This window comes from Ruegeria sp. BA12 (genome assembly GCF_056539625.1).
In genome coordinates, this window is record NZ_JBQFVF010000001.1 from 583,719 (window position 1) to 610,404 (window position 26,686).

Below are 26,686 nucleotides of genomic sequence, written 5' to 3' on the forward strand. Positions count from 1 at the left end.
CTCTAGTGACTAGAGGAATTACATGTACTGTCCCGCCAAAACAAGGAACACCGGCACCATGGCACATCATCACGGCCACGAGGGACATAAACATCACCATATCGACCCGGACGCAGGCGATATGCGCGTCGCAGGGGCGATAGGGGTGAACATGCTGCTGACCCTGGCGCAAGTCATCGGCGGCATCCTTTCCGGGTCTCTGGCACTGATTGCAGACGCGTTGCACAATTTTTCGGACGCTATCGCCCTGATCATCGCTTTTTTCGCACGTAAGATTGCCCGTCGACCCGCCGATCCGCGTATGAGTTTTGGCTATGGTCGCGCTGAGGTGGTCGCGGCGCTGGTCAATTACACCACACTGATCGTGTTGTCGGTGTATCTGTTGTACGAAGGTGTCATGCGGTTTTTCCAGCCCGAGCCTGTCAACGGCTGGATGGTTGTCTGGATCGCCGCGCTTGCTTTGGTCGTCGACCTTATCACCGCTGCGCTGACCTATTCGATGTCGAAGGACAGCATGAACATCCGTGCGGCCTTTATCCACAATGTCGCTGACGCCCTTGGATCGGTTGCCGTCATTGTCGCAGGTGCGGCCGTCATACTGTTTGGCTGGACCTGGGTAGACCCTGCGGTGACGATCCTGATCTCGGTCTACATCCTGTGGCACGTGAAATCTGAGATCGGAGAAACGATCCGGGTGCTGATGCTGGGCGCGCCGCCCAATCTGTCGCCCGAGGATGTGGCCACCGCGATCGAAGCCACTGAAGGAGTGGCCGGTGTCCACCATATCCACCTTTGGAGCATGCAGGAGCAGGAACCAGCCCTGACCGCGCATCTTGAGATCGACGCCCAAAGCTGGACAGACGCGGAAACCATAAGATTGTTGGTGAAAGAAACCCTGAGGTCGCGGTTCGCAATCGGGCATGTCACATTGGAGTTAGAGCGCGCGGACAAAACGCATGCAGCATTGCCCCGGTTTGGACATGACAATTTGCAAGGGTCCTGAAAAGGAATTGCCGTTCCGATTTTGGGGTCGGAACGGCAGACTCGTAAACAAACACTTTTTCCGACACCCAGGTCTTCAGGGATCACCGGTTTAACACACCACTCACTCTAGAACGGTAAAGTTAGACTACCCGTTAACGCGCAATTTGTATCGTTCTGAGTGAGCTTTCCGCCAAATAAACTCAAAATTAACGGGCTAAATGGCAGATTGCATACGGGTTCGGAAACAAAGGGAATTCTTAGGGGGAATTGTCAATTCGCCTTGCCGCGTTTAGCGATTCGAATTCAGGTTATGCGATGGTCGTTTCGAAACTATCCGCAAAGGTTTTTTGCAAGGCAGCGTCCACGTCGGCCATCGTTACAGGCAAGCCTAGATCGACCAGAGACGTCACACCATGCTCGCTGATTCCACAGGGGACGATGCCGGAAAAATGCTCAAGATCAGGTTCAACATTGATTGAGATACCGTGAAAGCTGACCCATTTGCGCAGGCGCAATCCAATGGCTGCGATCTTGTCTTCGGCTGGCTGGCCGGTCACCGTAAGCGGCTTGTCATCACGTTGCACCCACACGCCGACACGGCCGTCGCGAATTTCGCCTTTAACGTTGAACTCGGCCAAGGCTGCGATCACCCAAGTCTCAAGCTTTTTGACAAAGCCCCGCACGTCCTTACCGCGTTTGTTCAGGTCCAGCATGACATAAGCCACGCGCTGACCGGGGCCGTGATAAGTATACTCTCCACCACGCTTGGCTTCGTAGACCGGAAAGCGATCTGGATCCGTCAGATCCTCGGACCGGGCCGAGGTGCCTGCCGTATAGAGCGGCGGGTGTTCCAGCAGCCAGACACACTCGTCCGCCTCGCCCGCAGCGATGGCCGCGACGCGCGCCTCCATAAAGGCGACGGCTTCGGTGTAATCGGTTAACCCGTCGGTGATCTTCCATTCCATGGCGGTTCCATATCGCGCAGGTGCGGCAAGGGGAAGGGGTCAGGCGGCCTCGGCCAGGCACCTTTGCAGAATCTGGGCATAGGTGTCTGTGCCCTGCGCCCCGGTCACCAGATATTTGCCGCCGAACACCATTGACGGGACACCGGAAATACCCCGGCTGGTCCAGAACTCTTGCTTCTTACGTACTGCGGCGACATGCGCACCGGATTCCAGCGCAGATCGCGCCGCGTCAACGGGCAGACCGGCCTCTGCAACTGCTTCAAGCAACACATCAATCTTCGACACATCCTTCTGGTCGGTGAAATACGCCTTGAACAGGGCAAGTTTAAGCGGATGCTGGCGGCCCTGAGCTTCGGCCCAGTCCAACAGTTGGTGGGCCGCAAAGGTGTTCACCATTCGGCTGTCTTCATTGAAATTGAACGCAAACCCCAGCTCGACCCCCAACTGCGTCAGCCGATCCCGATTCAGTTGGCTTTGTTCCGCGGTCGAGCCGTATTTCTCCATGATATGCTCGCGCAGGTTCTGGCCTTCTGGCGGCATGGTCGGGTTCAGTTCGAACGGATGCCATCTAAGGCGCGCCAGAACATTTTCCTGCTTCAGAGCCAGATCAAGCTGTTGAAATCCGACGATACACCAGGGGCAGACGACGTCTGAAATGATGTCGATCTGAAGGACGGGGCGGGGATCTGCGGCAGTCATGTTCAGACTCCTGAGCGGAAGATGAAGGATACGTTGACGATACAGATATGAATACAGACGGGGAATTCAAACTGGCGTGTTTTTGTCTCTTCACATCCTGATCATCTGCGTCTATACGCCCCACTACTAAGTCACTGGCAGTGCGGTCGTGGCGGAATTGGTAGACGCGCAGCGTTGAGGTCGCTGTGGGGTAACTCCCGTGGAAGTTCGAGTCTTCTCGACCGCACCAAATAATTCATCTCGTTGTGTAATTTCAATTTATCATGTTGGCGTGAACGATCTTGGTCCACCTAAAGGCTTGTGATTTGGTCATCGGCGCAACGTAGTCGCTTTCGCTGCTTCTGCACGCGTGCGCTGATGCCTCCGATCGTCGAGTAGAGTGCCGACAACCGATCAAGTACATAAATGGCTTCCACCAACTACTGTTTATCGAGGATGAATCTCCACTGCTGGTTAAAAGGCTGTATGAGGGCGTCAACGTATTTAGCTGCCGCACATGTGAAGGCTGATCAGCCGCGAGTATTGAGATAAACGTGCAACACGGGCCTAATAACTGCGACGACCATACAATCTGAGTTGGGCGTCAAAACTTGAGTGAATTAGTTCAAATAGAGTGCGCCCAATCGATGAAGCAGCTGAATATGTTGACAGTCCGGCGGTCATTGGCTTTTTTGTTTCCGGTTTACATCAATTAGAACAACTAAAACGAACAAAACACGAGAATTTCTCGGTGCTCGGACAGCTCATCCCTTATGATGTTCGTAGTAATATCGCGGCCTGCAAGTAGTAGGCCTATTTGCCGAAAGTTGTGAATCTACTGCATCTTCGGAAGTGTATTTGGTAACGAGTGTGCTGTTTCGATCGTATGATCGGGACAGCATTTTCTTTTTGGAGTTGCTTTGGCAATATGCAGGCTCCCTCATTTTACCACTGACGATCTCGAGTGTGCCACGAGGTCTTGTGATCATAGGGATAACTTCACCACTGAAAATCCGCTACTGAATCACGGGATTGCTTCAAAGATGCAAAGTGATGTGCCATCGAAATTGCTTGGCAGGAATTCGTTATCGTTGCTCCGGTTGCGCGGCGCAGGTTAGTGAGGTGTGCTCGGCTCCGGCGGAACCTACCTCGTGCCCGCTTATCGCGGGAAACATAACAAAGAACTCTGTGCCTTCACCAAGTTTGCTTCTGTAGTCTATTGTACCGCCAAAATGCTCAACAATTTCCTTTGAAATGTGCATCCCGAGTCCGGTACCGCCTGCGTGACGTTCATCGGAGGAGTCTATCTGGGAAAAGCGATCGAATACTTTGTCATGGAACCCCTCAGGTATCCCGATGCCATGGTCTTTGACGAAGAGGCGAATATTCCCGCCGACTTTCTCGCATCCGACGGTTATCTCGCCTCCATCAAGGGAGAATTTAGCTGCGTTGGAGATAATGTTGGCCAACACCTGAAGAAGGCGGGAGGGATCACCTTTAACGTACAGATCATTGTTTCCCCTTAAGTCTTCTACAATTTCTACGTTGTGAGCACTGGTGTATCCCATGTTACATGCAATCGCTTCCTGAATCAGCGCATGTACATCAACAGTTCCTTCGCGGTAGTTCATCTCGCCCGCTTCCATTTTTTGAATGTCCAGCACATCATTGATTAGGGATGCGAGCCGTTCGCAGTTTTTACCTGCTAAATGAATGAGGCTTTGCATTGATTCTGGAGCTTCACCCAATGCGCCTGTGTTGATTAGGTCAAGTGATCCCTTGATCGAAGTGAGAGGCGTACGCAGTTCATGGCTAACTGTCGATATGAACTGAGTTTTCGCAATGTAGGCCGCTTTTGTTCTTTCGTGCTCTGCTTTGAGCTTTTCGAGTTGTTCCAAGTTCCTGCGGTAGAGCTTCAGAAACACCATCGAACAGTCAATCAGAAAGTACATTACAAAGATAACGGTGAAGAAGTGCAGCCAGAGTTCAGATGAAAGTTCGGGGCGTTCGGTCCAGATATCTTTTACGACAATCAACATGAACGATACGCCGTACATGGTCAGACGGACAATCATTGCCCACAGAAACTGATGGTTGTTCATTGCAGCAAACAACGCCGCAGCAAACAAGAAGAACATTGGAGTAAAGTGACCGCCGGCGGGTTGTGCGAAAGCAACTGAAACAGCATACAGGCAGATTGCAGTTGAGCTGAGGATCGTGTTCAACAGAATCCAAGCAACCATCATACTAATTGCTTTGTGCTGATCTGGCTTTAAGCGCGGTACGCGTTTGGCCAGCAATAGATCTTGCGCTTCGCATATGAGGATTGTCCCATAGAACAGCATGGCGTTTACGGGATCGAAGAAGAACGCAGTCAAAATGGTCGTGGCCAGATAAATAGCCTGCCGCTGCCACAGAAGCGCAAAGCTCATGGCAGTATAATCTATTATGTTTTGCAGAAGCCGGTTTTCCGTTTCACCAGAATCCCGGTCCGGCAGATTGGCGTCGATGGCTGTCATCTAGATGTCTTCGTTTTTCGCGCTTGGACAGTACCATTAGCGGCATAATGAGGACTTAGTTGGTCTGAATTGGGTTCACAGTTTGGCGCTAATCCTTTGAAGGCCACCGAGATTGTTGGCGTTTCACGCAAGATTCTGATGTGAGAGGTTGAAAAATTTTTGTTGCGCAAATGCAGTGTGGGGCGCCCAGAATTGACGATCTCGTTGCTAAGTGCAATTTTTTTTATCTTAATGTGCCATAAAGAAGGAGAAAATCTAAAAGGGTTGGGGTTTGACTGCAGTTCAATTTACGAAGTTGGGGCAGGGCGCTGTCGCTCCTGTTTCGGCTAGGCTTGCAAAAAAGCCGGTGACACTGCTTCAGTTTGCAAGGTCCGCGGGTCGAAACATGTTTGAAGTCATCCCGGCCGAAACTCTGCGTGAAACTTATGTTCGTGGGCCTTTAAACATACACTATATCTGCGATCCTGAAATAATAACCGAGTTACTTGTCGGGCAGGGCCGTTCGTTTCCCAAAGCCAAGTTCACTAAAGACATTATTGGATCGGCTGTAGGCAACGGGTTGATACTCTCTGAAGGGGAAAAATGGCGTCAGCAGCGGCGTAGGTATTCTCCACTATTCGCCGCCAGGAACCTCCCGGTTCTGGCTCGGCATTTTGCAGAGACTGGTGTCGAGATTGCAGATTCATTGGCGGAACACGAAGGCCCCGTAGATGTTGCACAAATTGCGCCTGCATCAACGTTGACGAATATTTCCAGGGTGATTTTTTCGGGTAACAAGAAAGTCAGTTCAGAGCAAATACGCGTGGGGCTGATCAAGTATTTTGAGTACATTTCTGATTTGTCTCTTTTCGATTTAATGGGTTTGCCAAAGTGGGTGCCGCGCAAGAATTGGCTACGCAGCCTGGCCCCGGTGACTAATATGCGGAACCTTGCCAGACAGGTTATTGATCAGCGTCGCTCCGAATGCCGCAGCGAGCCACAGGATTTCCTCGATTTCATGATTGAGGCGTTGAAAACAGATTTCGAGGATGAAGCGACAACCGTTGACAACCTTTTAACCTTTGTCGTCGCTGGTCATGAAACTTCCGCCAACGCTCTGGCCTGGGGGTATTATCTGCTGGCGTTGCACCAAGATATGCAAGCTAAGGTTAGACAAGAAATTCGGTCGGTTCGCCCCAAAGGTCCAATGGAGTTTTCTGACCTGGAGGCAATGCCACTCCTGCGCGCCCATGTAAAAGAGACGCTGCGGCTTTACCCTTCAGCCTCGTTCTTTGCTAGAGACGCAACTGCCGACCTTGAAATCAAAGGGGTAAAGATTGCAAATGGTGACGCGCTGTTCTTCCCAGTTTACTCTTTGCACAGAAACGAAAAACTTTGGGATGCTCCTGACCACTATCGACCGGAACGGTTCTTGGGATCTACACTACCTCGAGGTCAGTACATTCCATTTGGAGATGGTCCCAGAATCTGCATTGGTGCTCAGTACGCTGAAACTGAAATCATGGTACTTATGGCTTCGGTGCTCCGTCGAATAAATTTTTCGATTACAGAGTCTGAATTACCGGAACCAGTTTTGACATTCACCATGCGTACCAGTGGCCCACTCATCCTCAATGCCGAACGGGTTCGCGAATAAAGTTGATATCTAAACTCCAGTGCCTGACCTTTGATCGACGTCAGGCCTGGCGATAGAATTAGCTTACTGCCGGCGAGTGAGGTAAGTGTTATCGCCGTACAGCTCACGCAAGACTACATCAAACAATCTATCGTTGACCATTTCTTTGCGATGCGGTGTGGGCTCTGAAAATGTGGAAGAGGTTGTAACCAGGCCCTTTCTGAGATTGGCCTCACGATGATTCACTTTTTTGATAGCCATGTCCAAAGAGGCGAATGCTCCAACCTTCGTAAAAGAACGAAGCGATACCGGTGTACCTTTCACCACTTTAAGATGGACAGATGCGCAGCGGTTGCTGAGAACAGTCCCTAGTTCTTGGTTTAGGAAAGCTTCGGTCGGAATATTCTGGGTGCGTTCCCGCCCATGTGTAACAACGAGAAATGCGCCACTCCCGCGATAGGAATAAATTCCTCCAGCAGCCTGTGTTGTTCTTTCAATGCAGAATCCAATGTCGGAAACAGATCGCCGAAAATCACCAAAATTCTTCAGATCAAAGTGATACTCGGCGTCACGAAATTTGATTGCGGTGACCCAGGTGTCAAATCGACGCCTCCGTGAAAGCTGCTCGACATAGTTATCGAATTCGACATACCCCAAGCATTGTTCCTGCTCGTCGATAGACAAAGGATCCTTGAAATTGAATTTCTGGTTGAAATCCAATTCACTGCGAAGGTTTTCTATCGACGCCGATGAGGATTGGGTTTTCCTTCTTTCCATCATCAGAAGGTGAGCAGCGTTCATACGGCTGCGCAATTCAAAGAAGTCGAAGGGTTTAGTTACATAATCAAACGCGCCTTCTAAAAATGCCTTCTCGATGTTGTGCCTGTCATCCAGTGCAGTCAGCATTATGACAGGTGTTTCCAGATTTTCCGGCAGGTTTCGGATTTGCGAAAGCAATTCTATCCCTGAGGTTCCAGGCATCTGAATGTCAACAAGCAGACAGTCGAACGGGGATTCTGCTGCTTCTATCATCCCAAGCGCTTCATCAGCTGAACTGGCAGCAGCCACATTGCAGTTTTCGAGTTCAGGAAGTGCTGACTGGAGCAATTTCAAAATGTCAGGATCATCATCAACCGCCAGTACAGTAAGTGCGGTCTTTCTTTGCGCTCGATGCTCTAAATTTCTTTGGAACCGATCACTGCCAAATGTGGAATGTCTCATAACTGGTGAACCGTTGATATCCTCATAACGGGATAAACTTATGAGGAGAGTGGGCCGAAACAGCGGCAAAAATGGAGAAAGTCTTCTTAGAAAGGGGCTTTTTCTTGACCTTTATTTGGCGCCAACGGCCTCAATAACGAATTGCCAGTCATTGTTGTGAACTAGCGTCGCTTTCTCTTAACGTTATTTTTTCGGCAATCTGTTGGCGCTAAAGGGCAGTCTACGATCGCAAAACTACGGAATTGAACAACGGTTGGAAGTCTAAGCATCGTCTCTGGAAACCCCACGAAAATGCAATACAGCCGAGTTCTCCCAATAGTCTTAAAATCAACCTTAGTTGCAATGAAATATGCGTCGGGCGTCCAAGAGTAAATAAGACAATCTAGTGGATGAGGTGTTCCATTTACTTGTGGATGTTGAATAAAACCGACTGACTGATGGTGCCATCGATGGAAAACTTTGCGCCGACAGGCGAGGCATTGATGCCCAGTCGCCGTGACCACCGTGCCCAGACTGAAGGGACGATGCCCAGGATGCTGGTCGCACCACCTTCCATCGCGACAGTAGTCATCTGGTGAAACAACTCCTGTTGAACCGAAAGCCTGCGCGACGATGCAACATCCTTTGCCACGAAGAAACGGGATGCTTCCCAAACAGAGCGCTTTACCGGGGCGTCAATAAATAGAACGTCAGTTGGTATTCCTTTAAGGATACCTCTTTGCGCGTCGCGCAGCATATAACTGTATACCCCGCACTCTGCAGTCGTGGGCAGAAGTCGCACACCTCCTAAGACCTCACCGAATTCATGCAACACAACCCATCGACAGGCTGGCGTGTCGTATTGGTCAAATTCCATCCCGTCAGCTTCGCCAACTTGCCACTTTAACTGGTCAATGAAAATTGATTTTCTGGTTTCAAGGTATTTTGTCAGAAGGGTGCCATGCTCGGAAATATTGCGAAAATTAAGTGTAGTCGCGCGAATATGGCCAATGTTGCCACGTGGCATTGGCGGACTGCTATTGGCAGCAAATATTTCTAGTCGCGCCAAAGTATTTGGTGCGCCTGAAGTGCCGTTAGCAGGTGTCAGTTCCGGAAGCTCCTCCGGGACCGGGTATGTCTGCTTATACCTGAGTGGTCGGTCCATATTTTACTCATATTTCTGACACACTTATGGCAAGATTCAACTCAGCAAGTCCACAACCCTATGCGGTAGTTGCCCGAATAGATGGATAGGTGTGTCTAAATCTCCTCCCTTCCTTTGGCTACCTTCGCTAATTGACCCAAAACTTTAGAAAGTTCTTGGCTTCTATTTTCTCCCGCAGGTTCCACTTTTTTCCCCATGTCTGGCAACATTTTGAAAAAATACAGCTTCTCTTATGTATTCCTTTCAAATTCTCGCCCGGATCAGGCGCGGTTTCGCTATCCGATAGTATTTCGAGGCAGTCGTGACGGCTGATAGGAGCAAAGTTAAAATGGCATCAAGAATTGGAGGGATTTGCTTTTCAGTATGCGCTCTCGCACGGGAAGAATTGCGCAAGTTAAAAAAAATGCACAGACATAAGGAAGCCCACCTTGTGTCACCGTTTTGCCGTCTTCGTAAGAGAGGATGAGAAAACCCTGAGTGTATAATGCGCGAGCCAACCGTTGCCTGAAGTCTGCAATGCCCAACGTTTGGTGAGGTGTAAAAGGTTGGTGAAAAGTTATGCGTATTCTTGCTGTAGACGACGATCCTAGCATCCTGGAGTTGCTAGATAGAGTTCTAGACGCGTTCGGTTATAAAGACGTCGTCACCGCCAGAAGTGGGCGAGAGGCCATTGAAATACTGTCACGACCTAACGAAGCGTTCGACTGCTTGCTACTGGATGTGCAGATGCCGCAAATGAACGGCATAACTCTTTGCGAAGAAGTGCGAAAATTACCAGATTACACTTACACGCCTATTATCATGGTGACCGCCATGGTGCAAAAAGAGTACATCGACGAAGCATTCGGAGTTGGGGCGACGGACTACGTTACAAAGCCTTTTGAGTTCTCTGATCTGAAGCAGAGGTTGTCTGACGCCTATAGAATGGCAGCGGAACGCAGAGCCGCAATCGAAGTGCTGGAAGCTGAAGCGGATTTTGAGTTGTGTTTTGGCAATAGTCCGGACGTTCGCTTAAGTGATCCGCAATGTTTCGGAGATTTGCCCGGTTTCATTGGGTTAGCTGAATTTGAGAACTACGTAAATCAGCTTTCAACGATGCACTCCATGGCTGCAAAGCTTGTGGCGGTGAAATGTATAGGCGCCGAACAAATCTATGAGACGAGCACGGTCAGTGAATTCCGTAGTGCCATGACTTTAGCTGGTACAGCGGTTCTGTCAGCTAGTCAGGAAGGGCGTAAAGTGGCGACCTATTGGGGAAATGGCGTGTTCTTGGTGATCTACGACAATCAAGTTAATTTGAGCGTGGACCAGTTGGGAGCTCCGCTTCCGGAGGCATTGAAAGAAATTTCCGGTGACAACACTTCAGGTCGGCCAATTGGCTTCCAAGTTAGCGAAGAAGTTATGCTTAAAGCCAAAACCAAGATGGAGGCGTTGTTCTTGATAGACAAGGCCGTCGAAATGGCTGAAATGTCGGAAGGTCGAGCGGCGAATATCGGTTGAAAAACTGCATATATGGATGGTGATTGAGACTAGGCTGTTGGTGTAAAAAATACATTAGAACGCCCTGAGTTTTTCATTTTGCTGGTTTAAATCGATCCGCGCGCTCATTCATCAGACGTTCAACCTTTGTGCTTTTGGCCTACTTTGTCCGTTCTCAGTGCCTACCCGGCGGCAACAACTCGGAGAAAGAACCCGTAAGCTTCTTCTCGAAATTTGATCTGATGCGAGATCTGGCGTATTCGCCTCTCTCTAATTTCCTGAAGGTTTCTTTCGCGACCACGGTCAAAGCGTGATCGGTCTAAGCAGCTTCCCGGCGTATCCGTTCTTGTTCTTTGATGGGGTCTTTGCCTTTACGGGCTAAGGGTCGCCATTTCTCTACTTCTTGGCGTAAATCTTTAGAGCTATGGCTGACAGAGCACCCAACCCCATCCCTCTGCGAAACCTGTGGACATGAACCCGAAGCACTACTTGCCAGCATCACCGTCGTTTTTGGCAGCCAGAGGTTCTCGCGATCCAAGCACTAGCCGGTTTGAGTGTTCTTCACTTGCAATGATGACAGCTTGTTGAGTGCTGGAATTTGGTCCACCCTATGGTCCACCTTTTAGTGTGAGACACAGTGAACCACTCTGAAGCGAAATGAAGCCACATTTTTATATTTTTCAGTAATCTAGACGACTTTTTGAAGCAAACAGAAACGGTCAGAAGTATGCGTGTTCAAGTCTTCAATGCATCTCGACCGCACCATTCTCTTCTTAATTCATGGCGATCAGCCCTTTGGATCGGGGTAGAGTTGCACCAGTTTGTGCCGGATTGCTGATTACTCCAATTCCTGTCTCGCCCGCGCCTTCTGGGTTGTGTATGACGAAGGTCAACGCAAGTCGGGAAGTATTAATGTCTCAGGCCATTACCGTATTCACCACTATGAAGAACGAAGGCCCCTATATGCTGGAATGGGTCGCGTTTCATAAAACATTGGGGGTCGATCACTTTGTGATCTTCACCAACGATTGCGACGATGGCACCGACGATATTGCCCGCCGACTGCAGGAGTTGGGGTTGGCCACCCATGTCTCGAACGAGGTGAAAGAGGGGGGCAATCCACAGCATCAGATGCTGCGTCGGGCGCGGCGTCAGCCCAAGGTCAAGGAAGCGGATTGGCTGTTATGTCTGGATGTGGATGAGTTCTGGAACATCCGCCACGGCGACAACAGCTTTGACGCGTTGATCACCGAGGTCGAAAACCGTGCAGGGCAGCAGGTGGATGCGATTTCATTCGCTTGGAAACTGTTTGGCAGTTCCGGCAATATCAGTTTTGAAGACAGGCCCGTAACCGAAACCTTCGCGATGGGAGATCAGGAGTATCCATACCATTCGGGCCGGGCGTTTGGACTTAAAACCCTGTTTCGCAACAATGGCAAATTCACCCGGTTTGGCCCGCATCGCCCAAAGGGCATGGAAGAAGGCAAGGAAAGTGAGATTGCCTGGTCTGACGCCGGGGGCAAGCTGTTTCCGGCCGAAAAGGTGGGCTGGCGCGCTTGGCGTGGGTTCGATCATTCACTTGGGCGCCTGCACCATTACTCGGTTCGATCGCTGGACGGATTTCTGATCAAGCGAGACCGGGGGAGGACTAACCATATCAAAGTGGATCAGGGGCAATCCTACTGGCAGGACATGAATGCCAACAAAGAAGCTGACCAATCCATTCAGCCCATCGCACGACGCGCGGCGCCATTGTTGGCAGAACTGAAGGCGGACGAAACGTTGGACGCGCTGCACGCAAATGCCTGTGACTGGCACCGTGCCAAGGTCGCCGAGATAAAAATGCGGCCTGACTGGGTGGATTTTCGGGTTTGGCTGGCGGATAATCTTATCTGAAGATCATGGCAGACGACCTTTCGAAAGAGCAGTTGAAACCCGATCACCCCGACCGCAAGACGGGGTATGAACGTATTCTGACCGACCCTGCACCGCCGTGGTTTGTCGAACTCTATCCTGGTGGAGATGGGGCCGGTTTCCTGCAAAAGCTGGAACGCCATTCGGTGCTGTTTCATCAACGCTCTGCCTCGCAACTGGTTGTCAGTTTTGACAATATCGCCAATGCGAACGACCTGTCCTTTGCGCGTGAACCCTGGGGTTGGAAGTTCTTTCGTGATGAGGGCTGGTCGCATATGGGGATATTCGCGCGCACCAAGGCCTGGTATCGAGATCCAGAGATCATCACGTATTTCCAGAACCGCGCAGCCGAAGGGTTTTTCGATCAGTTCGACCAGGTCGTCTTTGCCGGGGCCTCGATGGGCGGCTTCGGGGCGCTGACCTTTTCTGAATTGGTCCCGGGCGCAAATGTGATCGCATTTAACCCTCAGACGTCACTGGATGAACGATTGGTCCCGTGGGAAACGCGGTATCGTTTCGGGCGGGTGCAGGATTGGGATCTGCCATATGGTGACGCCGCGCAGACGGTGAAGCAGGCGGGTAAGGCCTATGTCTTCTATGACCCGTTTTTCGACCTTGACCGGCAGCAGGTCACTCGGCTGAAGGGTGAAAATGTCATGCTGCTTAAGACATGGTTTTCGAACCATTTTGCAGCCCCTATGTTGCGCAAGCTGGGTATCCTCAAGCCCGTCATGCAGAAGGCTATGGACGGATCGCTTGAGGCAGGTGATTTCTATCAGATGATGCGCGCACGGCGCCGGTTGCCGATGGTGATGCGCGCGATTGAGGCGCAGGCAGGCGAACGTCATCCAAAGTTGGTGGGTCAGGCGCGCCATAAATTCCGCATACTGCGTCGCGCCGCATTGGTTGAGGCAGAGAAGTCCCAATGACGCCTGCGAAAGGAGTGTTCATCGGCCAGCGCAAAGACCGCATGGGCGCGCGCCTGCTGATGATGCTGACCTGCATTCGTCTGGCCGAGGATTTTGACACCACTTACAAGGTCAATTGGTTTCCGAAAGGATCGGATGCACCCGAGCTGGATCATCCGCAGGAACTGTTTGCTCAGGATTGGATGGATGCACAATTCCTCAGTGCAAAGGCGTTTGAAAAACTCAGCGACAAGGCTTTGCCAATCTGGACCTTTCAGGGGGACAAAACCCCTGACCGCCTGATCGCGCATCTCAATTCGGGCCGGTCGGTTGTGGTTGAGGAAGGGTTCGAAGTGCTGGCCTTTCCCTGGGAGGATATCGAAGCGATCCGCCCTCGGTATCGGGATTTCATCCATCAGATCGGCTTTAAGGACGAAATCCGCGCCATCATGGACCGGGCGGATGAAAAGCTGTCGGGACAGGGGGTGACGGCTTATCACATCCGGCGGGGCGACATTCTGAACGGTTCGCCGTGGAAACACACAACCTGGCCCGCCAAGATCGAACTCGAAGAGCTTTACGAGGCACATCTGGAGAAAGCCGACGGGCAAACGGCCATCATGTTTTCGGATCAGGCTGAATTGATCACCCGGTTTCAAAAGCGGTTTCCGCAACTGCTGCAAATGTCGGACATCGCGGATGTCTCGGGCATGACCCGCGCGCAGCGCGACTTTCTCGAGCTTTATGCGATGTCGCGGGCCGATCAGGTGATTGCGCCTGTTATTTCGGCCTTTTCGATGGCCGCTGCAAGAATCTCTGGGCAACAACGCGTGGTGTTTCGCGATGTGCTTAGCGAGGCTGAGATCGAGGCTGCCAACGAAGCAGCATTGATCAGGCTCCATCAGCAGTCTGATGAGTTTCTGAGCGCATCCGAGGCTGCGCATATCTATGCCAAAGCTCTCTTCCACTTGAACCGACTGAATGCAGAAGACCGAACGCAAGAGTCCCTCGAGCTTGCCGCGAAGATATTGGATGCAGGTGCGGACAATGCATTTCTGCCACTGCTGCAGGCGCTCAACCTGTTTTATCTGGGCAGATGGGCAGAGGCCAAGGAAATGGCCGATTTTGCTTTGGAGAATCAAAATGTCTGGCCCGAAGACTACGCCGTACTAAGCGCGCTAAAGTCCGCTGCACTGGGAGAAATGCGAAAGCGCTGGCAGGCCGGTCAGGCCTTCAGCCAAGCCTTTTGGGCCAAACCGATTAGGCCGGACGTTCTGGTTTTCGGGTCGCGGGTTGTGTACCGGGATCAGATTGCCCTTCGGCTGTTTCCACCGACGGACTGGTCTTTGCAAAAGGTGATCCGCAGACCCTGGTTCAACTTCAATTCCCACGTCGCGCAACGCAACGTACTGGTGCGTTTGCCGTGCAATTTCGATTTCCTTCTATTGGACTGGTCGGATTTGGCGCTGGATCAAAAAGCGCGCAGGTTGTTTGACAGCCAGCACCGCTTAAAGCAGTTGCATGACGGGCTGGTGCGTATGACTGATATCCCGGACTGTGATCCCCGAGTGCAGAGTTTCGCAACGGTGTTGAATATGCATTTGGGAGAACTCCATGCGGCGCAGGCGGTTGATATAATGCGAAATATTACCGCGAACGTTCCTGATAATCCTCTCTACCACAAGCGTTTGGCTGAACTTTACGAAGCCGAAGGTGATCGCGCCTCAGCTCGTTTGACGATGGCAGAGGCTTTGGCCTGTGATCCAGGAAACCCGTTTCTGATTTTTGCGATGGGCCGGTTTCTAGAGCGAAACGGCGCGGAAGAGCAGGGGCGGAACCAGATTATTCAGGCGGCTGAAATTGATCACGACACCGCTTCCGTTCAGGGTGAGGCCGGCCGAATTCTGTTGCAACGCGGTGAAAAGGAAAGAGCCCGGGCGTATCTGCAAAAAGCCAGAGATCTGTGCCCGACCTACAAACGCTTTACCAATCAATTGAAACGGGCAGGCGGGTAGATGGCTGGATTTCACTTGGTTGCGAGCGCAATAGAACGTAATTTACCCAAAATTTCCAAATGCTACCTCCGAGAGTGTCGGGGCAACAATAAATGAACAGGCAGTCAGTCATGACCGATCAGGACCCCCGATTTATCAGCGTAACCCCAATGAAAAACGAAGGCCCCTTTGTGCTGGAATGGGTGGCCCATAACCGGGCAATTGGCGTCGACCAAATAGTGGTGATGACCAACGACTGCACGGATGGTACGGATGCTTTGCTGAACCGGTTGGATGAAAGGGGCATCCTCACTCATGTCGACAACAACTCGCGCCGTCAGACCAGCCCCCAAAAGCGCGCCTACAAAAAATTCTTGGCGATGGAGGTGGCGCGGCCGCAAGACTGGGTGGTTGTGATTGACGCTGATGAACACATCAACGTCAAAACCGGTGACAACACGTTGCGCGCTCTGACCGATGCCATCCCGGACGCCAAGATGATTTCGATGACATGGCGCCTGTTCGGAAATGCTGGTGTCGTTCGATATGAGGATCGATTCCTGTCGGACCAGTTTCGACGAGCGGCGCAAGAGCAGAAATACCGTCCACCGCAAGCCTGGGGTTTCAAAACGATGTTTCAGCGCGAACTTTGGAGTGCGCTGGGGGTTCATCGACCCAAACGCCCGACAGTTGAGACAATGGAAGATTGTCACTGGTACAACGGATCGGGGCAATTGATGCCGGACCGGTATTTTAGTGCCAGTTGGCGCTCGGCACGGGATTCCATTGGGTATGATCTGGTTCAGATAAATCACTATGCGCTGAAGTCCTGTGAAAGCTACCTGGTCAAGAAAATGCGCGGGCGGGCCCACCATCTGGGGGAAAGCCTTGGCATGGACTATTGGAACATGATGAACCAAAACGCCGAGGAAGATGGCTCGATCGATGTCATCCTGGATCGCAAGCGCGAACATTATTACGAGTTGCTGTCAGATCCTGAAACGGCCCGGCTGCATCATTTGTCCTGCGATCTGCACAGGCAGAAGATTTCCGACCTCCGCGCACTGCCCGAGATGCAGGACCTTATGCAGCAGATGACGGCCGACTTTGCCGCCAGTCACGGGGAATGAGCGGAATTCTCTTTGAAACAGGAGGCCTGTGATGCTTTGGCTGCATATAGGTATGCCCAAGACCGGCACGACTGCGTTGCAGGCATATGTGCGTCAGAACAAGGCCCCACTGGCTGATGTCGGCTTGCATTATCTTGAGGCGGGCCGTCGTCGGTTGGAAGGGAGCGGACGTCTGGCGATCAGCCACAACATCATCGCCTTTCGCATCAATCAGACCAATGAGTCGATGGACCCGTTCCGCGCGTTGATGGCAACCGAGTATGAGGCGCACAGCGATCAGACCTGCCTAGTGTCTTCAGAGATGTTCTATTCCTGTGACTTGAACAAGTTGGCACAGGTTTTCGCGGAAATCCCCTCTCGCGACTTAAGGATCACTTACTATTGCCGCCGCTACTCGGATTTCTTTGAAGCCGACTACAAGCAGCGCGCTAAGAATGGCCGTATGGGCACCAGCGCGTCGGAATATGTCCGGGACAGGCTGGCGAAAATCAAGAATGACCCTGGGACCTTCACCTTTTCAGCGAAACTGGACCAAATCCGGCAGGCTTTTCCGGGCGTTACGATTGTCCCGATGATGTATGATCGCGCGCAGATGGTCCAAGGCCATATCGTGGATGATTTCATGTCGCGCATAGGCGTGCCTTTGCCGGACGGTACGGCGGCTAAACGGCCCGCTAACCAATCTCAGTCGCGTGTGGCCAGCGAAGCTTTTGGCATTGTCTCACGTTCCATGGGGCGCAAGGAAAGTCGCCAGCTGCGTCGGCGCGTGGTCAGTGATCCGGTCATGATCCGGCGCTATGATGTGCTGGAGCCGGACGAGCGGGCCTGGCTGGATGAGTATTTGACCAAGCAAGACGTCACATTCCAGCAAGAGTTCTTTCCCGACCGGCCAAGGCTGTTTGAGCCGGTTGAACTAAACGAAGAAGACCAGAAATTCCGACGCGACACGCCCGAGGAATATGACGCCCTGCGCCGCGCGTCCGAGATCGTCTTTCGCATGGCGCTAGAGGATTGAACCCTACCGTTCGATGGTGATTTCCTGACGCTGGCGACCGGTTGTTTTGTCAAAGATCAAAATACGGTTGTCATCGGTCACCACCGCATACCAGTTGCTGCCGATTGTCACTGCCTGTGCTTTGGCGCCGTCTGGAAGCTCGATCTGATCGGGCAGGGTGGGGGTTCTGTCCGATAGTCGGATGACAATCAGCGCGAATGTCACTAGAACCCCGCCAATCATCACCGCGGTCAACAACATGACCATTCTCCGCAGCAGGCGAAGCTGCGGTGTTTCCTGCGGTTCTTGGGGTTCGGAAGGGACAGTCATGGGCACCCGCCAGATTGAATTTCAGATTGCGGCCGATCCGCCGCCTCGTCTTGATAAGGCGCTTTCGCGGGATGTGCCAGCCGATGAAAACCTCTCGCGCACGCGGTTGGCCCGGCTGATTGATCAGGGCGCTGTTCTGATCGACGGCATCGAGGCGCGCGACCCAAAAGCCAAAGTGGCCGAGGGCGCATCCGTGGCGATTACCGTGAATGAGGCAGAGGACAGCCATATTGGTCCCGAAGATATCCCGTTGGAGATTGTCTTTGAGGACGCAGACCTGATCGTTATCAACAAACCGGCGGGCATGGTTGTGCATCCTGCGCCGGGGTCTCCGAGCGGTACATTGGTCAATGCGTTGCTGCATCACTGCGGTGACGACCTGTCCGGGGTAGGCGGGTTCAAGCGTCCCGGAATCGTACATCGCATCGACAAGGAAACCAGCGGCCTGCTGGTGGTGGCGAAATCCGATGCGGCCCATCACGGTCTGGCTGCACAGTTCGAGGCGCACACGGTCGAGCGCTACTATCGCGCGATTTGCTACGGCGTGCCGGATGCGAATGACCCTCGTTTGCGCGGTGTCAAAGGCGTCAGCTTCGAGCCCGGAAACATCATGCGCCTGACCACGCAACTGGCACGGCACAAGACCGACCGGCAAAGGCAGGCGGTGCTGTTTCATGGCGGGCGTCATGCGGTGACGCGGGCACGTCTGGTTGAGGTTTTTGGATCACCAGCAGGGTTGGCTTTGATCGAATGCTGGTTGGAGACCGGGCGCACGCACCAGATCCGCGTGCACATGGCCCATGCCGGGCACGGTTTGGTGGGCGATCCGGTTTACGGCGGCAAGCGAAAACTGGCCGCCAAGGCGTTCAGCGCGACCACAGCCGAGGCCGTGAGAGCCTTTCCGCGGCAGGCACTCCACGCCGCTGTGTTGGGTTTTGAACACCCGGTAACTGGTGAAAACCTGCGGTTTGAGGCCGAATTGCCCGAAGATATGCAGAAACTGATTGAACAGCTTCGCGCACCGCTGACATAATGCGCAAAGTTACGTGATTAAGACTTTCTTTGGTTTCCTTTATCTATCGTTAATTCCAAACTGTTAACGGTACCTCTTGAACGGATTGGGACGACCTCCCATATCCCATGTTAACGAATTAAACATTTGTCGGAGGGACATGAATCATGGCAAATTACGCAAATCTCCCCGCGCCGACGCCAGAAGGCGGCCTGAACCGCTATATGCAGGAAATTCGCAAGTTTCCGCTGCTGGAGCCGGAAGAAGAGTACATGCTGGCGAAGCGTTGGGTCGAAGAGCAAGATACTGAAGCGGCTCATAAAATGGTCACATCGCATCTGCGCTTGGCGGCCAAGATTGCCATGGGCTATCGCGGTTATGGTTTGCCGCAGGCCGAGGTGATTTCCGAGGCCAACGTGGGCCTGATGCAGGCTGTCAAAAAGTTCGATCCGGAAAAAGGTTTCCGGTTGGCGACTTATGCCATGTGGTGGATTCGCGCCTCGATCCAAGAGTACGTCCTGCGGTCGTGGTCCATGGTGAAACTGGGCACGACCAGCGCGCAGAAAAAGCTGTTCTTCAACCTGCGCAAAGCCAAGGCACGCATTGGTGCGCTGGAAGAAGGCGACCTGCGTCCCGAGAACGTCAAGCAGATCGCAAATGATCTGGGCGTGACCGAAGAAGAAGTCATCAGCATGAACCGCCGTATGTCCGGTGGTGACGCTTCGTTGAACGCGACTGTTGGGTCCGAAGGCGAAGGCACCATGCAGTGGCAGGATTGGCTTGAGGATGAGGATGCCGATCAGGCTGGCGATTACGAAGCCCGCGACGAGCTGGACGCCCGGCGCGAGCTTCTGGCGGCTGCTCTGGAAGTCCTGAATGATCGGGAAAAGGACATCCTGACTCAGCGCCGCTTGATGGATCAGCCCGTCACGCTGGAGGACCTGAGTACGCAGTACAATGTCAGCCGCGAGCGTATTCGTCAGATCGAGGTTCGTGCGTTTGAGAAGCTCCAAAAGAAAATGCGCGAATTGGCGCGTGAAAAAGGGATGCTGGGCAACGTCTGAGACGGACCCAAGCAAAGAAAGCCCGCCGTAGATGGCGGGCTTTTTTGTTTAAGCAAAGATAAAATCGCTTTCCGACAGTTGACCGTTTCCAACACCAAGTAGATCGATGCTGTCGCCATCTCCCAACTCGATTGTGGTGCGGAAGAACCCGCTTTCGATGTGGTCTTCGATATCCTCGAAGCTGTCGATACCGTCGTAGCCGCTGAGGTCGATCTTGTCCTTGCCGATCTCGAAGTCGAGGATGGTATCTTCTCCGTCGCCTTCTTCGAAGAAAAAGGTGTCACGCCCACGGCCGCCGACCAAAAAGTCATCGTCAGCGCCGCCATCGATCAGGTCTTTGCCGCGACCGCCAAAGATTTTGTCGTTCCCATCATCGCCGCGCAGAATGTCCATGCCACGACCGCCGAAAATGGTGTCATTGCCATCACCACCTAGAACAATATCCTTACCGCGACCGGCGCCGATGACGTCATTTCCGCCACCACCATGCACAAAATCCTTGCCACGACCGGTGAAGTGGAATTCGTCCGAGTCATCTCCCAGAATGAAATCTGTATTCTTCTGGCCCAGGATACCGGTCACGGAAACTGGCAGTAGTACCCCATCCAAAACGTGGATGATCCCGTTCGAGGCGGGAACGTCGAAACCGACAAGACCTGGATCGTCGATTCCCGGGTCCGCATCGCCCAAGCTGGGTGGCATGCTGGAAAGGTTCAGTTCCACTTCACCACCCTGCAGCGTTTCGATGGCCGCACCGTCACCCAAACTGACGACCTCTTGTTTCGTGAATGACTCATCGACGACGTGATAGGTTAGGATTTCGGTCAGCAGAGGTATCGGATCGCCACCGCCTAAGAGGGTCAGGGCTTTCACGATGTAATTCAGCGCTCCGGCTTCGTCCGAGCCTTCAAAGCCCAAAGCCTGAGCCAATCCGATGAATGCCGCATCTTTCGGCGCAAAAACGGTCAGATCGGCGTTGGGGTCGGCCAACGCTCCGTCCAGACCTGCTGCAAGAACAGCCTCGCGAAGGATGTCGAAATCATGAGCGTTATGGTCGAAGGTTCCCGGGTCCCCGCTTAGTTCCAGGACTTTTCCGGTAATCGAAGGTAGTTCTGTATTAGCTGGCATATCGGTTTATCTCCCACCCGGTTGCGCGCCTTTGGTCGGGAGTAATACTGATAGGTCAGGTATCTCTCCCCGGCGGTAAAGTTGTTACGGAGTGAGTTGGAAAACGGATCACGAAATTCGGATTTATCAATTGAGAACCTGGATAAGATCCGGTTTGGCGGCGCCGAATCTCATTTAAATTTCAACAATTTGAATCACAAGGTGCAACTAGTTCAATTGTTGCTGGAAAACTCTCACCATATTCTCACCCATCACTTTCCGAACCTGAGCTTCGGTCAATCCCTGATCCAACAATGCCGAGGTCAGGGCCGCCAATTCCGATGTGTCAAATGCGGTTTCTACTGAGCCATCATAGTCTGACCCCAACGAGACATGGTCTTCGCCAACGGTCTGGATGGCTGCCTTTATCATCTTGGCGATGCCGGTCGGGGTGATGTCCTCGCAGGTTACGTCCGCCCAATAGCCCATGCCGATTACACCGCCGGTGGCGGCAATCTGTTGCATCAGATCGTCGGGATAATTGCGTTTGACCGGGCAGAATCCGTGCAAGCCGCTGTGGCTGACGATCAGGGGAACATCAGTCATATCGATCACGTCACGCGCGACCTGAGGGCTGGAATGGGCCAAATCGATCACTACGGGCCGTAGCGTCAGGTCTGCCACAAGCTGACGGCCGAACTCTGTCAGGCCAGCGTTGCCCACCCCATGCAATGATCCGCCCAGTTCGTTGTCAAAAAAGTGGTGCAGTCCAAACACTCGGTGGCCGGCGTCGAACAGAGCGTCCAGATTGTTCAGATCGCCCTCTAGCGCATGCGCGCCTTCAATGCCCAGGATGCCTCCGACAACGGGTTGGCCTGCCGCACGGGCAGCCAGCACGGCGTCCAGGTCAGCCCTTGTCTTGACGACTTTCAGCTGCCCGTCCGAGGCCGCTTCGAACTGATGTAGCTTTTCCGCCTGATAGACGGCGCGTTCCTTCAGGCTGTCCCACGTGCGCAATGGCCACAACTGTCCGATGGCCAAAAGGGTAATGTTATCAAAAGACTCAGCCGAGTTCGCGTCATAGTTCTGACCGGCAGGGGATTTGGTGACGGCAGTAAAGACCTGTAGCGCGACGTTCCCCTCGATCAGTCGTGGGATATCTACCTGCCCACGTGTACCGCGTTCGGTCAGATCACGGCTCCACAACAGGGGGTCCGCGTGTAAGTCGCCGACGATCAGGGTTTCGTGCAATGCGGCGGCATCGTCGGACACCGCATAGGGGGCATGGGCGATCACGTTGTTCCGATCAGCTTCAATGTAAGACGGAAGAAATCCGAAAAACACGACGGCACCGACCACAACTGCAAGCAACAGCAGACCGCCAATCCACTTGAAGACCCGTTTCATTCTCACTCCCTTTCAACCATTGGGGGCAGACTACGAAGGTTCCATGCAGATAAAAGCCTGACTTAACGTCGGATGGTTGCTAGAAGGTCAGGAAATGGGGCTGTTAGCGATAACGATTGGACCGCCCCTGATTACGCATGTCGGAGGAAATTATGCATATACCAGTTCAATGGGGCGTTCTGGGTGCTGCCAAGTTCGCGCGGCAATTCATGGCACCGGCGATTCATGCGGCCCACGGCGCGCGTCTGGCCGGGCTGGCTACGTCAGACGCTGCCAAGGCTGAACCGTTTCGGGCCTTTTGTTCTGACTTGGTGGTTTATGACAGTTATGACACGTTGCTTGCGGACCCTCAGATTGAGGCTGTTTATATTCCCTTGCCCAACCACCTGCATGTGGAATGGAGTCTCAAAGCATTGGATGCGGGCAAGCATGTCCTGTGCGAAAAGCCGATGGCCATGACCGGGGCCGAGTTCGACACTCTGATCCAAAAACGGGATATGACCGGGCTGCTGGCGGCCGAGGCTTTCATGATCGTCCATCATCCGCAGTGGCAATTGGTGCGAAAGTTGATTTCCGATGGGGCCATCGGCAAATTGGTGCATGTGACCGGTGCCTTCAGTTTCGACAATCGCGCGGATACCGGAAACATCCGCAATCGTGCCGAGACCGGCGGTGGCGGGCTGCGCGACATAGGTGTTTATGTGATCGGCGGCGCGCGGTTTGCGACAGGGCAGGAACCGGTGCGGGTGGAGTCTGCCATCCGATGGCAGGAAGGGATCGACACTTTCACGGAAATTCGCGCACAATTTCCGGATTTTACCTATTCCGCCTATGTCTCGATCCGCATGCATCCGCATCAAGAGATGGTGTTTCACGGCGAAGGTGGGGTTATTCGCCTGACTGCTCCGTTCAACGCACGCGTCTTTGGTGAGGCGCGCGTGGAATTGCACCGTCCCGGGCTGGAACTTCAGGTCACGCGCTTTCCCGGGGATGACCATTACAAGTTGCAGGTTGAGGCGTTTTGCCGATCCGTGCGCGAAGGTGTCAAATACCCATGTCCGCTTGAATTCTCACGCGGGACGCAGGAGATGATCGATCGCGTGCTGGAAGGGGCGGTTTCCCTCTGACTTGCCACGTCGCGCCCGGCTCGGCTAATCTGGCGTGCACCTGATCAGGAGGACGCCATGGCAGGCGGTTGGGCGCGTGACGGCGCAGTGAGTGAACAGATCGAAGCATCCATTTCGGACGAGCTTGCCCGGATGCAGGCGCAAAAGCAGCCAGTGGGCGAAAGCCTGACCCATTGCGCCGAATGCGAGGAACCGATCCCCGAGAAACGGCGTTTGGCCTTGCCGGGCGTCAAATTGTGTCTGGATTGCCAGCAGGAACGGGATGGGGCTTTCAAAGCGCGTTCTGGGATCAATCGGCGTGGCTCTAAAGACAGTCAGTTGAAGTAAGCGGATCCGAGGGATGCCCGACACCAAGCTTTTTCAAAATGGTCTGGTGCTTGGATTTCTGGCCGCCTTCCTTTGGGGTACACACAGCGTCATCGTGCGCTATCTGACCAGCGATCTGGCCGGGCTGCAAATTGCGGTGACGCGCCTGTTCATTGCCGCATTGGCTATCTTTTGCATGCTGCGCGTGATGCGGGTTGCCGTGTCGATCCGTCTGAGCGACTGGAACTTTCAGCTGGCGGTTCTGTCGACGGTCGTCAACTACATCCTGTTCCATATCGGCTTGGAATATACCGGTGCGGCCAATGCGATGGTGCTTGAAAATACGGCGCCATTCTTCGTGTTGGTGTTTTTGTACTTCTTTGCCGACACCCCCGTCACACGCACCGATGTTCTGGCCACAGCGTTGGCAATTCTGGGCGTTTTTCTAACAGTTTATCAGGATTTCCAAGGGGGCGGAGACCCCTTGTTCGGCGATCTGCTTGAAATCGGTGCGGGCCTCAGCTGGGCGGTATTTCTGATCTCAAGCAGCCGCGCGATGCGCAATTCGGAATCAACCGCAGAGCGTCTGAATTTTCTGTTCGGGATATTCCTATGCTCTGGCGTTTTGTTGCTGCCGCTGGCGGTGTTTTCGTTGCAAGTTCCGACGGCCAATGACGTGGTCTTCCTGCTCCTGCTGGGGGTGCTTCCAACCGCGCTGGCCTATTACTTGTGGTACGAGGCCGCCGCGCGGGTGTCGACGCTGACAGCGACCTTGATGTTCGCCGCCTCGGTCGTGTTCACGTTCATCAACTCGGCGCTGTTTCTCGGGGCCGCAATTACACCGATTGCAGCCCTTGGGGCGGTGCTGATCGTGGCCGCCGTGTTCCTGACGACCAAAAGCCAGAAGTGATCAGTTTTCCATCGCTTCCAATTCGTCTATGAAGCCCGAAATCATCGACAAGCCCTTGTCCCAGAATTTCGGATCGCTGGCGTCCAGCCCGAACGGGGCAAGCAGTTCTTTGTGGTGTTTGGACCCACCGGCGCGCAGCATTTCGAAATACTTGTCTTCGAACTCTTCGGATCCGCTTTCGTAAACGGAATAGAGCGCGTTCACCAACCCATCCCCAAACGCATAGGCGTAGACATAGAAGGGTGAGTGGACGAAATGCGGGATATAGGCCCAGAAGGTTTCGTACCCGTCCATGAATTCGAATGCGGGGCCAAGGCTTTCGGCCTGAACACTCATCCACAGGGCGTTGATGTCATCCGGGGTTAGTTCGCCTTCACGCCGTGCCGCGTGCAGTTTGCATTCAAAATCATAAAAGGCGATCTGACGGACAACCGTGTTGATCATGTCCTCGACCTTACCGGCCAGCAGCACCTTGCGCTGCTCTGGCGTTTCGGCCTGATCCAGCATTTTGCGGAAGGTCAGCATCTCGCCGAATACACTGGCGGTTTCGGCCAAGGTCAACGGGGTGGATGACAGCATCTCACCCTGATCTGCGGCCAGAACCTGATGCACGCCATGGCCCAGTTCATGCGCAAGGGTCATCACGTCGCGCGGCTTGCCCAGATAGTTGAGCATGACATAGGGGTGCACCTCGGTGACGGTTGGATGCGCAAATGCGCCCGGTGCCTTGCCCGGTTTTACAGCCGCGTCGATCCAGCCTTTCGAAAAGAACGGTGCTGCGATTTCGCCCATGCGCGGGTCGAACGCGTTGTAGGCGTCCATCACGGTTTTCTCGGCTTCGTCCCAGCCCACGATGCGGGTGTCTTCCATCGGAAGCGGCGCATTGCGATCCCAGACCTGCATGATGTCCAGACCAAGCCACTTACGCTTCAGTTCGTAGTAGCGGTGGCTGAGCTTGGGGTATGCAGCCACAACAGCCTCGCGCAGGGCCTCGACCACCTCGGGTTCGACATCGTTTGAAAGGTGGCGACCGGTTTGTGCCGTGGGCATATTGCGCCAACGGTCGACGATTTCCTTTTCCTTGGCCTGCGTGTTGTGTACGCGGGCGAAGGTTTTGACGTTGTCCTGAAACACAGCCGCCAGTTCGCGTGCCGCCGCCTCACGCTTGGAGCGGTCCTGTTCAGTCAACAGGTTCAGGGTGCCTTCGATGTTCAGTTCTTCACCATCAACGGTGAAGGTCAGTCCGGCGATGGTTTCGTCGAACAGACGTTCCCAAGCGTCACCTACAACGCCCAGATCGTGCAGGAATTTTTCTAGCTCATCAGACAGCTGATAGGGCTTCATCGCGCGAATGCGGCGGAACACGGGCTCGTAACGGGCCAGATCGGCGTTTGCATCAAAACTTGTTTTCAGCGCGTCATCGTCGATGCGGTTGATCTCAAGCGTGAAGAACACCAGCGGCGTTGTGTAAATGGTGATTTTCTCCTGCATATCCGACAGGAATTTGGCGCGCTCAGCATCTGTGGTCAGTTGGTAATAGCGCAGACCGGCAAAGGACATGATGCGGCCTGCGATGGCGTTGATCTTTTCGTTGCGCTGCACGCAGTTCAGCAGGCTTTCGGCATCCAAATCGGCCAGCTTGCCTTCGTAGTCGGCGGCGAAGGATGCGCATTCGCCCTCAAGCCATTCCAGATCGCGGTCCAGTTCCGGCGCTTCTTCCGAGCTGTAGAGGTCAGTCAGATCCCATTCCGGCAGGTTGCCAAGATCGCCGGCGCCACCGGCTGTGTTTGCGTCACGGACGGGAAAGGGAAGGTCGCGCATGGATCACCTCGGAATATCTGCTTTGGCAAACATCTAGGCGCGGGCGGCCCGGATCAC

General features: G+C 53.4%; 22 protein-coding genes and 1 tRNA gene. 14 read left to right on the forward strand and 9 right to left on the reverse strand.

What is annotated here, in order from left to right:
- Positions 1–58 precede the first annotated feature (58 nt).
- Complete coding sequence (locus ACR0B0_RS02930) at positions 59–1,003, forward strand: cation diffusion facilitator family transporter (protein ID WP_480646338.1); 945 nt, start codon at positions 59–61, stop codon at positions 1,001–1,003.
- Positions 1,004–1,292: 289 nt separating this feature from the next.
- Here ACR0B0_RS02930 and lipB read toward each other — a convergent pair whose 3' ends face one another.
- Entirely contained in the window at positions 1,293–1,949 is a 657-nt protein-coding gene (lipB, locus tag ACR0B0_RS02935) for a lipoyl(octanoyl) transferase LipB (protein WP_170348357.1), read from the reverse strand.
- A gap of 39 nt (positions 1,950–1,988) precedes the next feature.
- Complete coding sequence (locus tag ACR0B0_RS02940; RefSeq protein ID WP_170348358.1) at positions 1,989–2,648, reverse strand: DsbA family oxidoreductase; 660 nt, start codon at positions 2,646–2,648, stop codon at positions 1,989–1,991.
- Between the two features lie 142 nt (positions 2,649–2,790).
- Between ACR0B0_RS02940 and ACR0B0_RS02945 the strand changes: the two genes are divergently transcribed.
- Positions 2,791–2,877 (forward strand) — tRNA-Leu (locus tag ACR0B0_RS02945).
- Positions 2,878–3,712: 835 nt separating this feature from the next.
- On the opposite strand, the gene ACR0B0_RS02950 is transcribed toward ACR0B0_RS02945, so the two are convergent.
- Positions 3,713–5,146 (reverse strand): sensor histidine kinase, encoded by a 1,434-nt coding sequence (locus ACR0B0_RS02950; RefSeq protein WP_170348359.1) that lies wholly within the window; start codon positions 5,144–5,146, stop codon positions 3,713–3,715.
- 385 nt (positions 5,147–5,531) lie between these two features.
- Between ACR0B0_RS02950 and ACR0B0_RS02955 the strand changes: the two genes are divergently transcribed.
- Positions 5,532–6,782 (forward strand): cytochrome P450, encoded by a 1,251-nt coding sequence (locus ACR0B0_RS02955; protein WP_254440169.1) that lies wholly within the window; start codon positions 5,532–5,534, stop codon positions 6,780–6,782.
- Positions 6,783–6,845: 63 nt separating this feature from the next.
- Here the strand turns inward: ACR0B0_RS02955 and ACR0B0_RS02960 are convergent, their stop codons facing one another.
- Positions 6,846–7,982: a response regulator gene (locus ACR0B0_RS02960; RefSeq protein ID WP_170348361.1), complete on the reverse strand. Its 1,137-nt coding sequence runs from the start codon at positions 7,980–7,982 to the stop codon at positions 6,846–6,848.
- A gap of 403 nt (positions 7,983–8,385) precedes the next feature.
- The gene (locus ACR0B0_RS02965; protein WP_480646341.1) at positions 8,386–9,126 is read right to left on the reverse strand and encodes an acyl-homoserine-lactone synthase; all 741 of its coding nucleotides are present in this window, start codon (positions 9,124–9,126) and stop codon (positions 8,386–8,388) included.
- A 558-nt stretch (positions 9,127–9,684) separates the two neighbouring features.
- Between ACR0B0_RS02965 and ACR0B0_RS02970 the strand changes: the two genes are divergently transcribed.
- From ACR0B0_RS02970 to ACR0B0_RS02995, 6 genes are all read left to right on the forward strand, one after another.
- Entirely contained in the window at positions 9,685–10,626 is a 942-nt protein-coding gene (locus ACR0B0_RS02970; protein ID WP_480646343.1) for a response regulator, read from the forward strand.
- Positions 10,627–11,517: 891 nt separating this feature from the next.
- Positions 11,518–12,501, forward strand: a complete 984-nt coding sequence (locus ACR0B0_RS02975) for a glycosyltransferase family 2 protein (RefSeq protein WP_170348363.1) — start codon at positions 11,518–11,520, stop codon at positions 12,499–12,501.
- A 5-nt stretch (positions 12,502–12,506) separates the two neighbouring features.
- Positions 12,507–13,448, forward strand: a complete 942-nt coding sequence (locus ACR0B0_RS02980) for a hypothetical protein (RefSeq protein WP_170348364.1) — start codon at positions 12,507–12,509, stop codon at positions 13,446–13,448.
- Positions 13,445–15,442 carry a hypothetical protein gene (locus tag ACR0B0_RS02985; protein WP_480646345.1) on the forward strand — a complete coding sequence of 666 codons (1,998 nt, stop codon included), beginning with the start codon at positions 13,445–13,447 and terminating at the stop codon, positions 15,440–15,442. Before ACR0B0_RS02980 ends, ACR0B0_RS02985 begins: the two co-directional genes overlap by 4 nt.
- A 110-nt stretch (positions 15,443–15,552) precedes the next feature.
- The gene (locus ACR0B0_RS02990) at positions 15,553–16,551 is read left to right on the forward strand and encodes a glycosyltransferase family 2 protein (RefSeq protein ID WP_480646347.1); all 999 of its coding nucleotides are present in this window, start codon (positions 15,553–15,555) and stop codon (positions 16,549–16,551) included.
- A gap of 31 nt (positions 16,552–16,582) precedes the next feature.
- Entirely contained in the window at positions 16,583–17,566 is a 984-nt protein-coding gene (locus tag ACR0B0_RS02995) for a hypothetical protein (RefSeq protein WP_170504997.1), read from the forward strand.
- 3 nt (positions 17,567–17,569) lie between these two features.
- On the opposite strand, the gene ACR0B0_RS03000 is transcribed toward ACR0B0_RS02995, so the two are convergent.
- Positions 17,570–17,875, reverse strand: a complete 306-nt coding sequence (locus ACR0B0_RS03000) for a DUF6476 family protein (RefSeq protein WP_170348368.1) — start codon at positions 17,873–17,875, stop codon at positions 17,570–17,572.
- Here ACR0B0_RS03000 and ACR0B0_RS03005 point away from each other — a divergent pair.
- Positions 17,874–18,908: an RluA family pseudouridine synthase gene (locus tag ACR0B0_RS03005; protein WP_170348369.1), complete on the forward strand. Its 1,035-nt coding sequence runs from the start codon at positions 17,874–17,876 to the stop codon at positions 18,906–18,908. The two genes, ACR0B0_RS03000 and ACR0B0_RS03005, sit on opposite strands and share 2 nt — an antisense overlap.
- Before the next feature lie 146 nt (positions 18,909–19,054).
- Positions 19,055–19,951, forward strand: coding sequence for an RNA polymerase sigma factor RpoH (rpoH, locus tag ACR0B0_RS03010; RefSeq protein ID WP_170348370.1), 897 nt, complete (start codon positions 19,055–19,057; stop codon positions 19,949–19,951).
- Between the two features lie 48 nt (positions 19,952–19,999).
- Here rpoH and ACR0B0_RS03015 read toward each other — a convergent pair whose 3' ends face one another.
- Both ACR0B0_RS03015 and ACR0B0_RS03020 read right to left on the reverse strand, forming a co-directional pair.
- Positions 20,000–21,079 carry a fasciclin domain-containing protein gene (locus tag ACR0B0_RS03015; protein WP_170348371.1) on the reverse strand — a complete coding sequence of 360 codons (1,080 nt, stop codon included), beginning with the start codon at positions 21,077–21,079 and terminating at the stop codon, positions 20,000–20,002.
- Between the two features lie 207 nt (positions 21,080–21,286).
- Positions 21,287–22,465, reverse strand: a complete 1,179-nt coding sequence (locus tag ACR0B0_RS03020; protein WP_480646349.1) for a dipeptidase — start codon at positions 22,463–22,465, stop codon at positions 21,287–21,289.
- Positions 22,466–22,617: 152 nt separating this feature from the next.
- Between ACR0B0_RS03020 and ACR0B0_RS03025 the strand changes: the two genes are divergently transcribed.
- Genes ACR0B0_RS03025 through ACR0B0_RS03035 form a run of 3 tightly spaced genes read left to right on the forward strand, consistent with a single transcriptional unit; the run spans position 22,618 to position 24,808 of the window.
- Positions 22,618–23,592: a Gfo/Idh/MocA family protein gene (locus ACR0B0_RS03025; RefSeq protein ID WP_480646351.1), complete on the forward strand. Its 975-nt coding sequence runs from the start codon at positions 22,618–22,620 to the stop codon at positions 23,590–23,592.
- Between the two features lie 57 nt (positions 23,593–23,649).
- Positions 23,650–23,919 carry a DksA/TraR family C4-type zinc finger protein gene (locus ACR0B0_RS03030; protein ID WP_170348374.1) on the forward strand — a complete coding sequence of 90 codons (270 nt, stop codon included), beginning with the start codon at positions 23,650–23,652 and terminating at the stop codon, positions 23,917–23,919.
- Between the two features lie 13 nt (positions 23,920–23,932).
- A complete protein-coding gene (locus ACR0B0_RS03035) occupies positions 23,933–24,808 on the forward strand; it encodes a DMT family transporter (protein ID WP_480646353.1) in 876 nt (291 codons plus the stop codon).
- Here the strand turns inward: ACR0B0_RS03035 and ACR0B0_RS03040 are convergent, their stop codons facing one another.
- The gene (locus ACR0B0_RS03040) at positions 24,809–26,629 is read right to left on the reverse strand and encodes a M3 family oligoendopeptidase (protein ID WP_480646355.1); all 1,821 of its coding nucleotides are present in this window, start codon (positions 26,627–26,629) and stop codon (positions 24,809–24,811) included.
- Positions 26,630–26,686: the final 57 nt, after the last annotated feature.

What these genes read in the sequence shown, in the direction of transcription:
- ACR0B0_RS02930 (WP_480646338.1), top strand. Translation starts at nt 59, where the DNA reads ATGGCACATCATCACGGCCACGAGGGACATAAACATCACCATATCGAC.
- lipB (WP_170348357.1), bottom strand. Translation starts at nt 1,949, where the DNA reads ATGGAATGGAAGATCACCGACGGGTTAACCGATTACACCGAAGCCGTC.
- ACR0B0_RS02940 (WP_170348358.1), bottom strand. Translation starts at nt 2,648, where the DNA reads ATGACTGCCGCAGATCCCCGCCCCGTCCTTCAGATCGACATCATTTCA.
- ACR0B0_RS02950 (WP_170348359.1), bottom strand. Translation starts at nt 5,146, where the DNA reads ATGACAGCCATCGACGCCAATCTGCCGGACCGGGATTCTGGTGAAACG.
- ACR0B0_RS02955 (WP_254440169.1), top strand. Translation starts at nt 5,532, where the DNA reads ATGTTTGAAGTCATCCCGGCCGAAACTCTGCGTGAAACTTATGTTCGT.
- ACR0B0_RS02960 (WP_170348361.1), bottom strand. Translation starts at nt 7,982, where the DNA reads ATGAGACATTCCACATTTGGCAGTGATCGGTTCCAAAGAAATTTAGAG.
- ACR0B0_RS02965 (WP_480646341.1), bottom strand. Translation starts at nt 9,126, where the DNA reads ATGGACCGACCACTCAGGTATAAGCAGACATACCCGGTCCCGGAGGAG.
- ACR0B0_RS02970 (WP_480646343.1), top strand. Translation starts at nt 9,685, where the DNA reads ATGCGTATTCTTGCTGTAGACGACGATCCTAGCATCCTGGAGTTGCTA.
- ACR0B0_RS02975 (WP_170348363.1), top strand. Translation starts at nt 11,518, where the DNA reads ATGTCTCAGGCCATTACCGTATTCACCACTATGAAGAACGAAGGCCCC.
- ACR0B0_RS02980 (WP_170348364.1), top strand. Translation starts at nt 12,507, where the DNA reads ATGGCAGACGACCTTTCGAAAGAGCAGTTGAAACCCGATCACCCCGAC.
- ACR0B0_RS02985 (WP_480646345.1), top strand. Translation starts at nt 13,445, where the DNA reads ATGACGCCTGCGAAAGGAGTGTTCATCGGCCAGCGCAAAGACCGCATG.
- ACR0B0_RS02990 (WP_480646347.1), top strand. Translation starts at nt 15,553, where the DNA reads ATGACCGATCAGGACCCCCGATTTATCAGCGTAACCCCAATGAAAAAC.
- ACR0B0_RS02995 (WP_170504997.1), top strand. Translation starts at nt 16,583, where the DNA reads ATGCTTTGGCTGCATATAGGTATGCCCAAGACCGGCACGACTGCGTTG.
- ACR0B0_RS03005 (WP_170348369.1), top strand. Translation starts at nt 17,874, where the DNA reads ATGGGCACCCGCCAGATTGAATTTCAGATTGCGGCCGATCCGCCGCCT.
- ACR0B0_RS03000 (WP_170348368.1), bottom strand. Translation starts at nt 17,875, where the DNA reads ATGACTGTCCCTTCCGAACCCCAAGAACCGCAGGAAACACCGCAGCTT.
- rpoH (WP_170348370.1), top strand. Translation starts at nt 19,055, where the DNA reads ATGGCAAATTACGCAAATCTCCCCGCGCCGACGCCAGAAGGCGGCCTG.
- ACR0B0_RS03015 (WP_170348371.1), bottom strand. Translation starts at nt 21,079, where the DNA reads ATGCCAGCTAATACAGAACTACCTTCGATTACCGGAAAAGTCCTGGAA.
- ACR0B0_RS03020 (WP_480646349.1), bottom strand. Translation starts at nt 22,465, where the DNA reads ATGAAACGGGTCTTCAAGTGGATTGGCGGTCTGCTGTTGCTTGCAGTT.
- ACR0B0_RS03025 (WP_480646351.1), top strand. Translation starts at nt 22,618, where the DNA reads ATGCATATACCAGTTCAATGGGGCGTTCTGGGTGCTGCCAAGTTCGCG.
- ACR0B0_RS03030 (WP_170348374.1), top strand. Translation starts at nt 23,650, where the DNA reads ATGGCAGGCGGTTGGGCGCGTGACGGCGCAGTGAGTGAACAGATCGAA.
- ACR0B0_RS03035 (WP_480646353.1), top strand. Translation starts at nt 23,933, where the DNA reads ATGCCCGACACCAAGCTTTTTCAAAATGGTCTGGTGCTTGGATTTCTG.
- ACR0B0_RS03040 (WP_480646355.1), bottom strand. Translation starts at nt 26,629, where the DNA reads ATGCGCGACCTTCCCTTTCCCGTCCGTGACGCAAACACAGCCGGTGGC.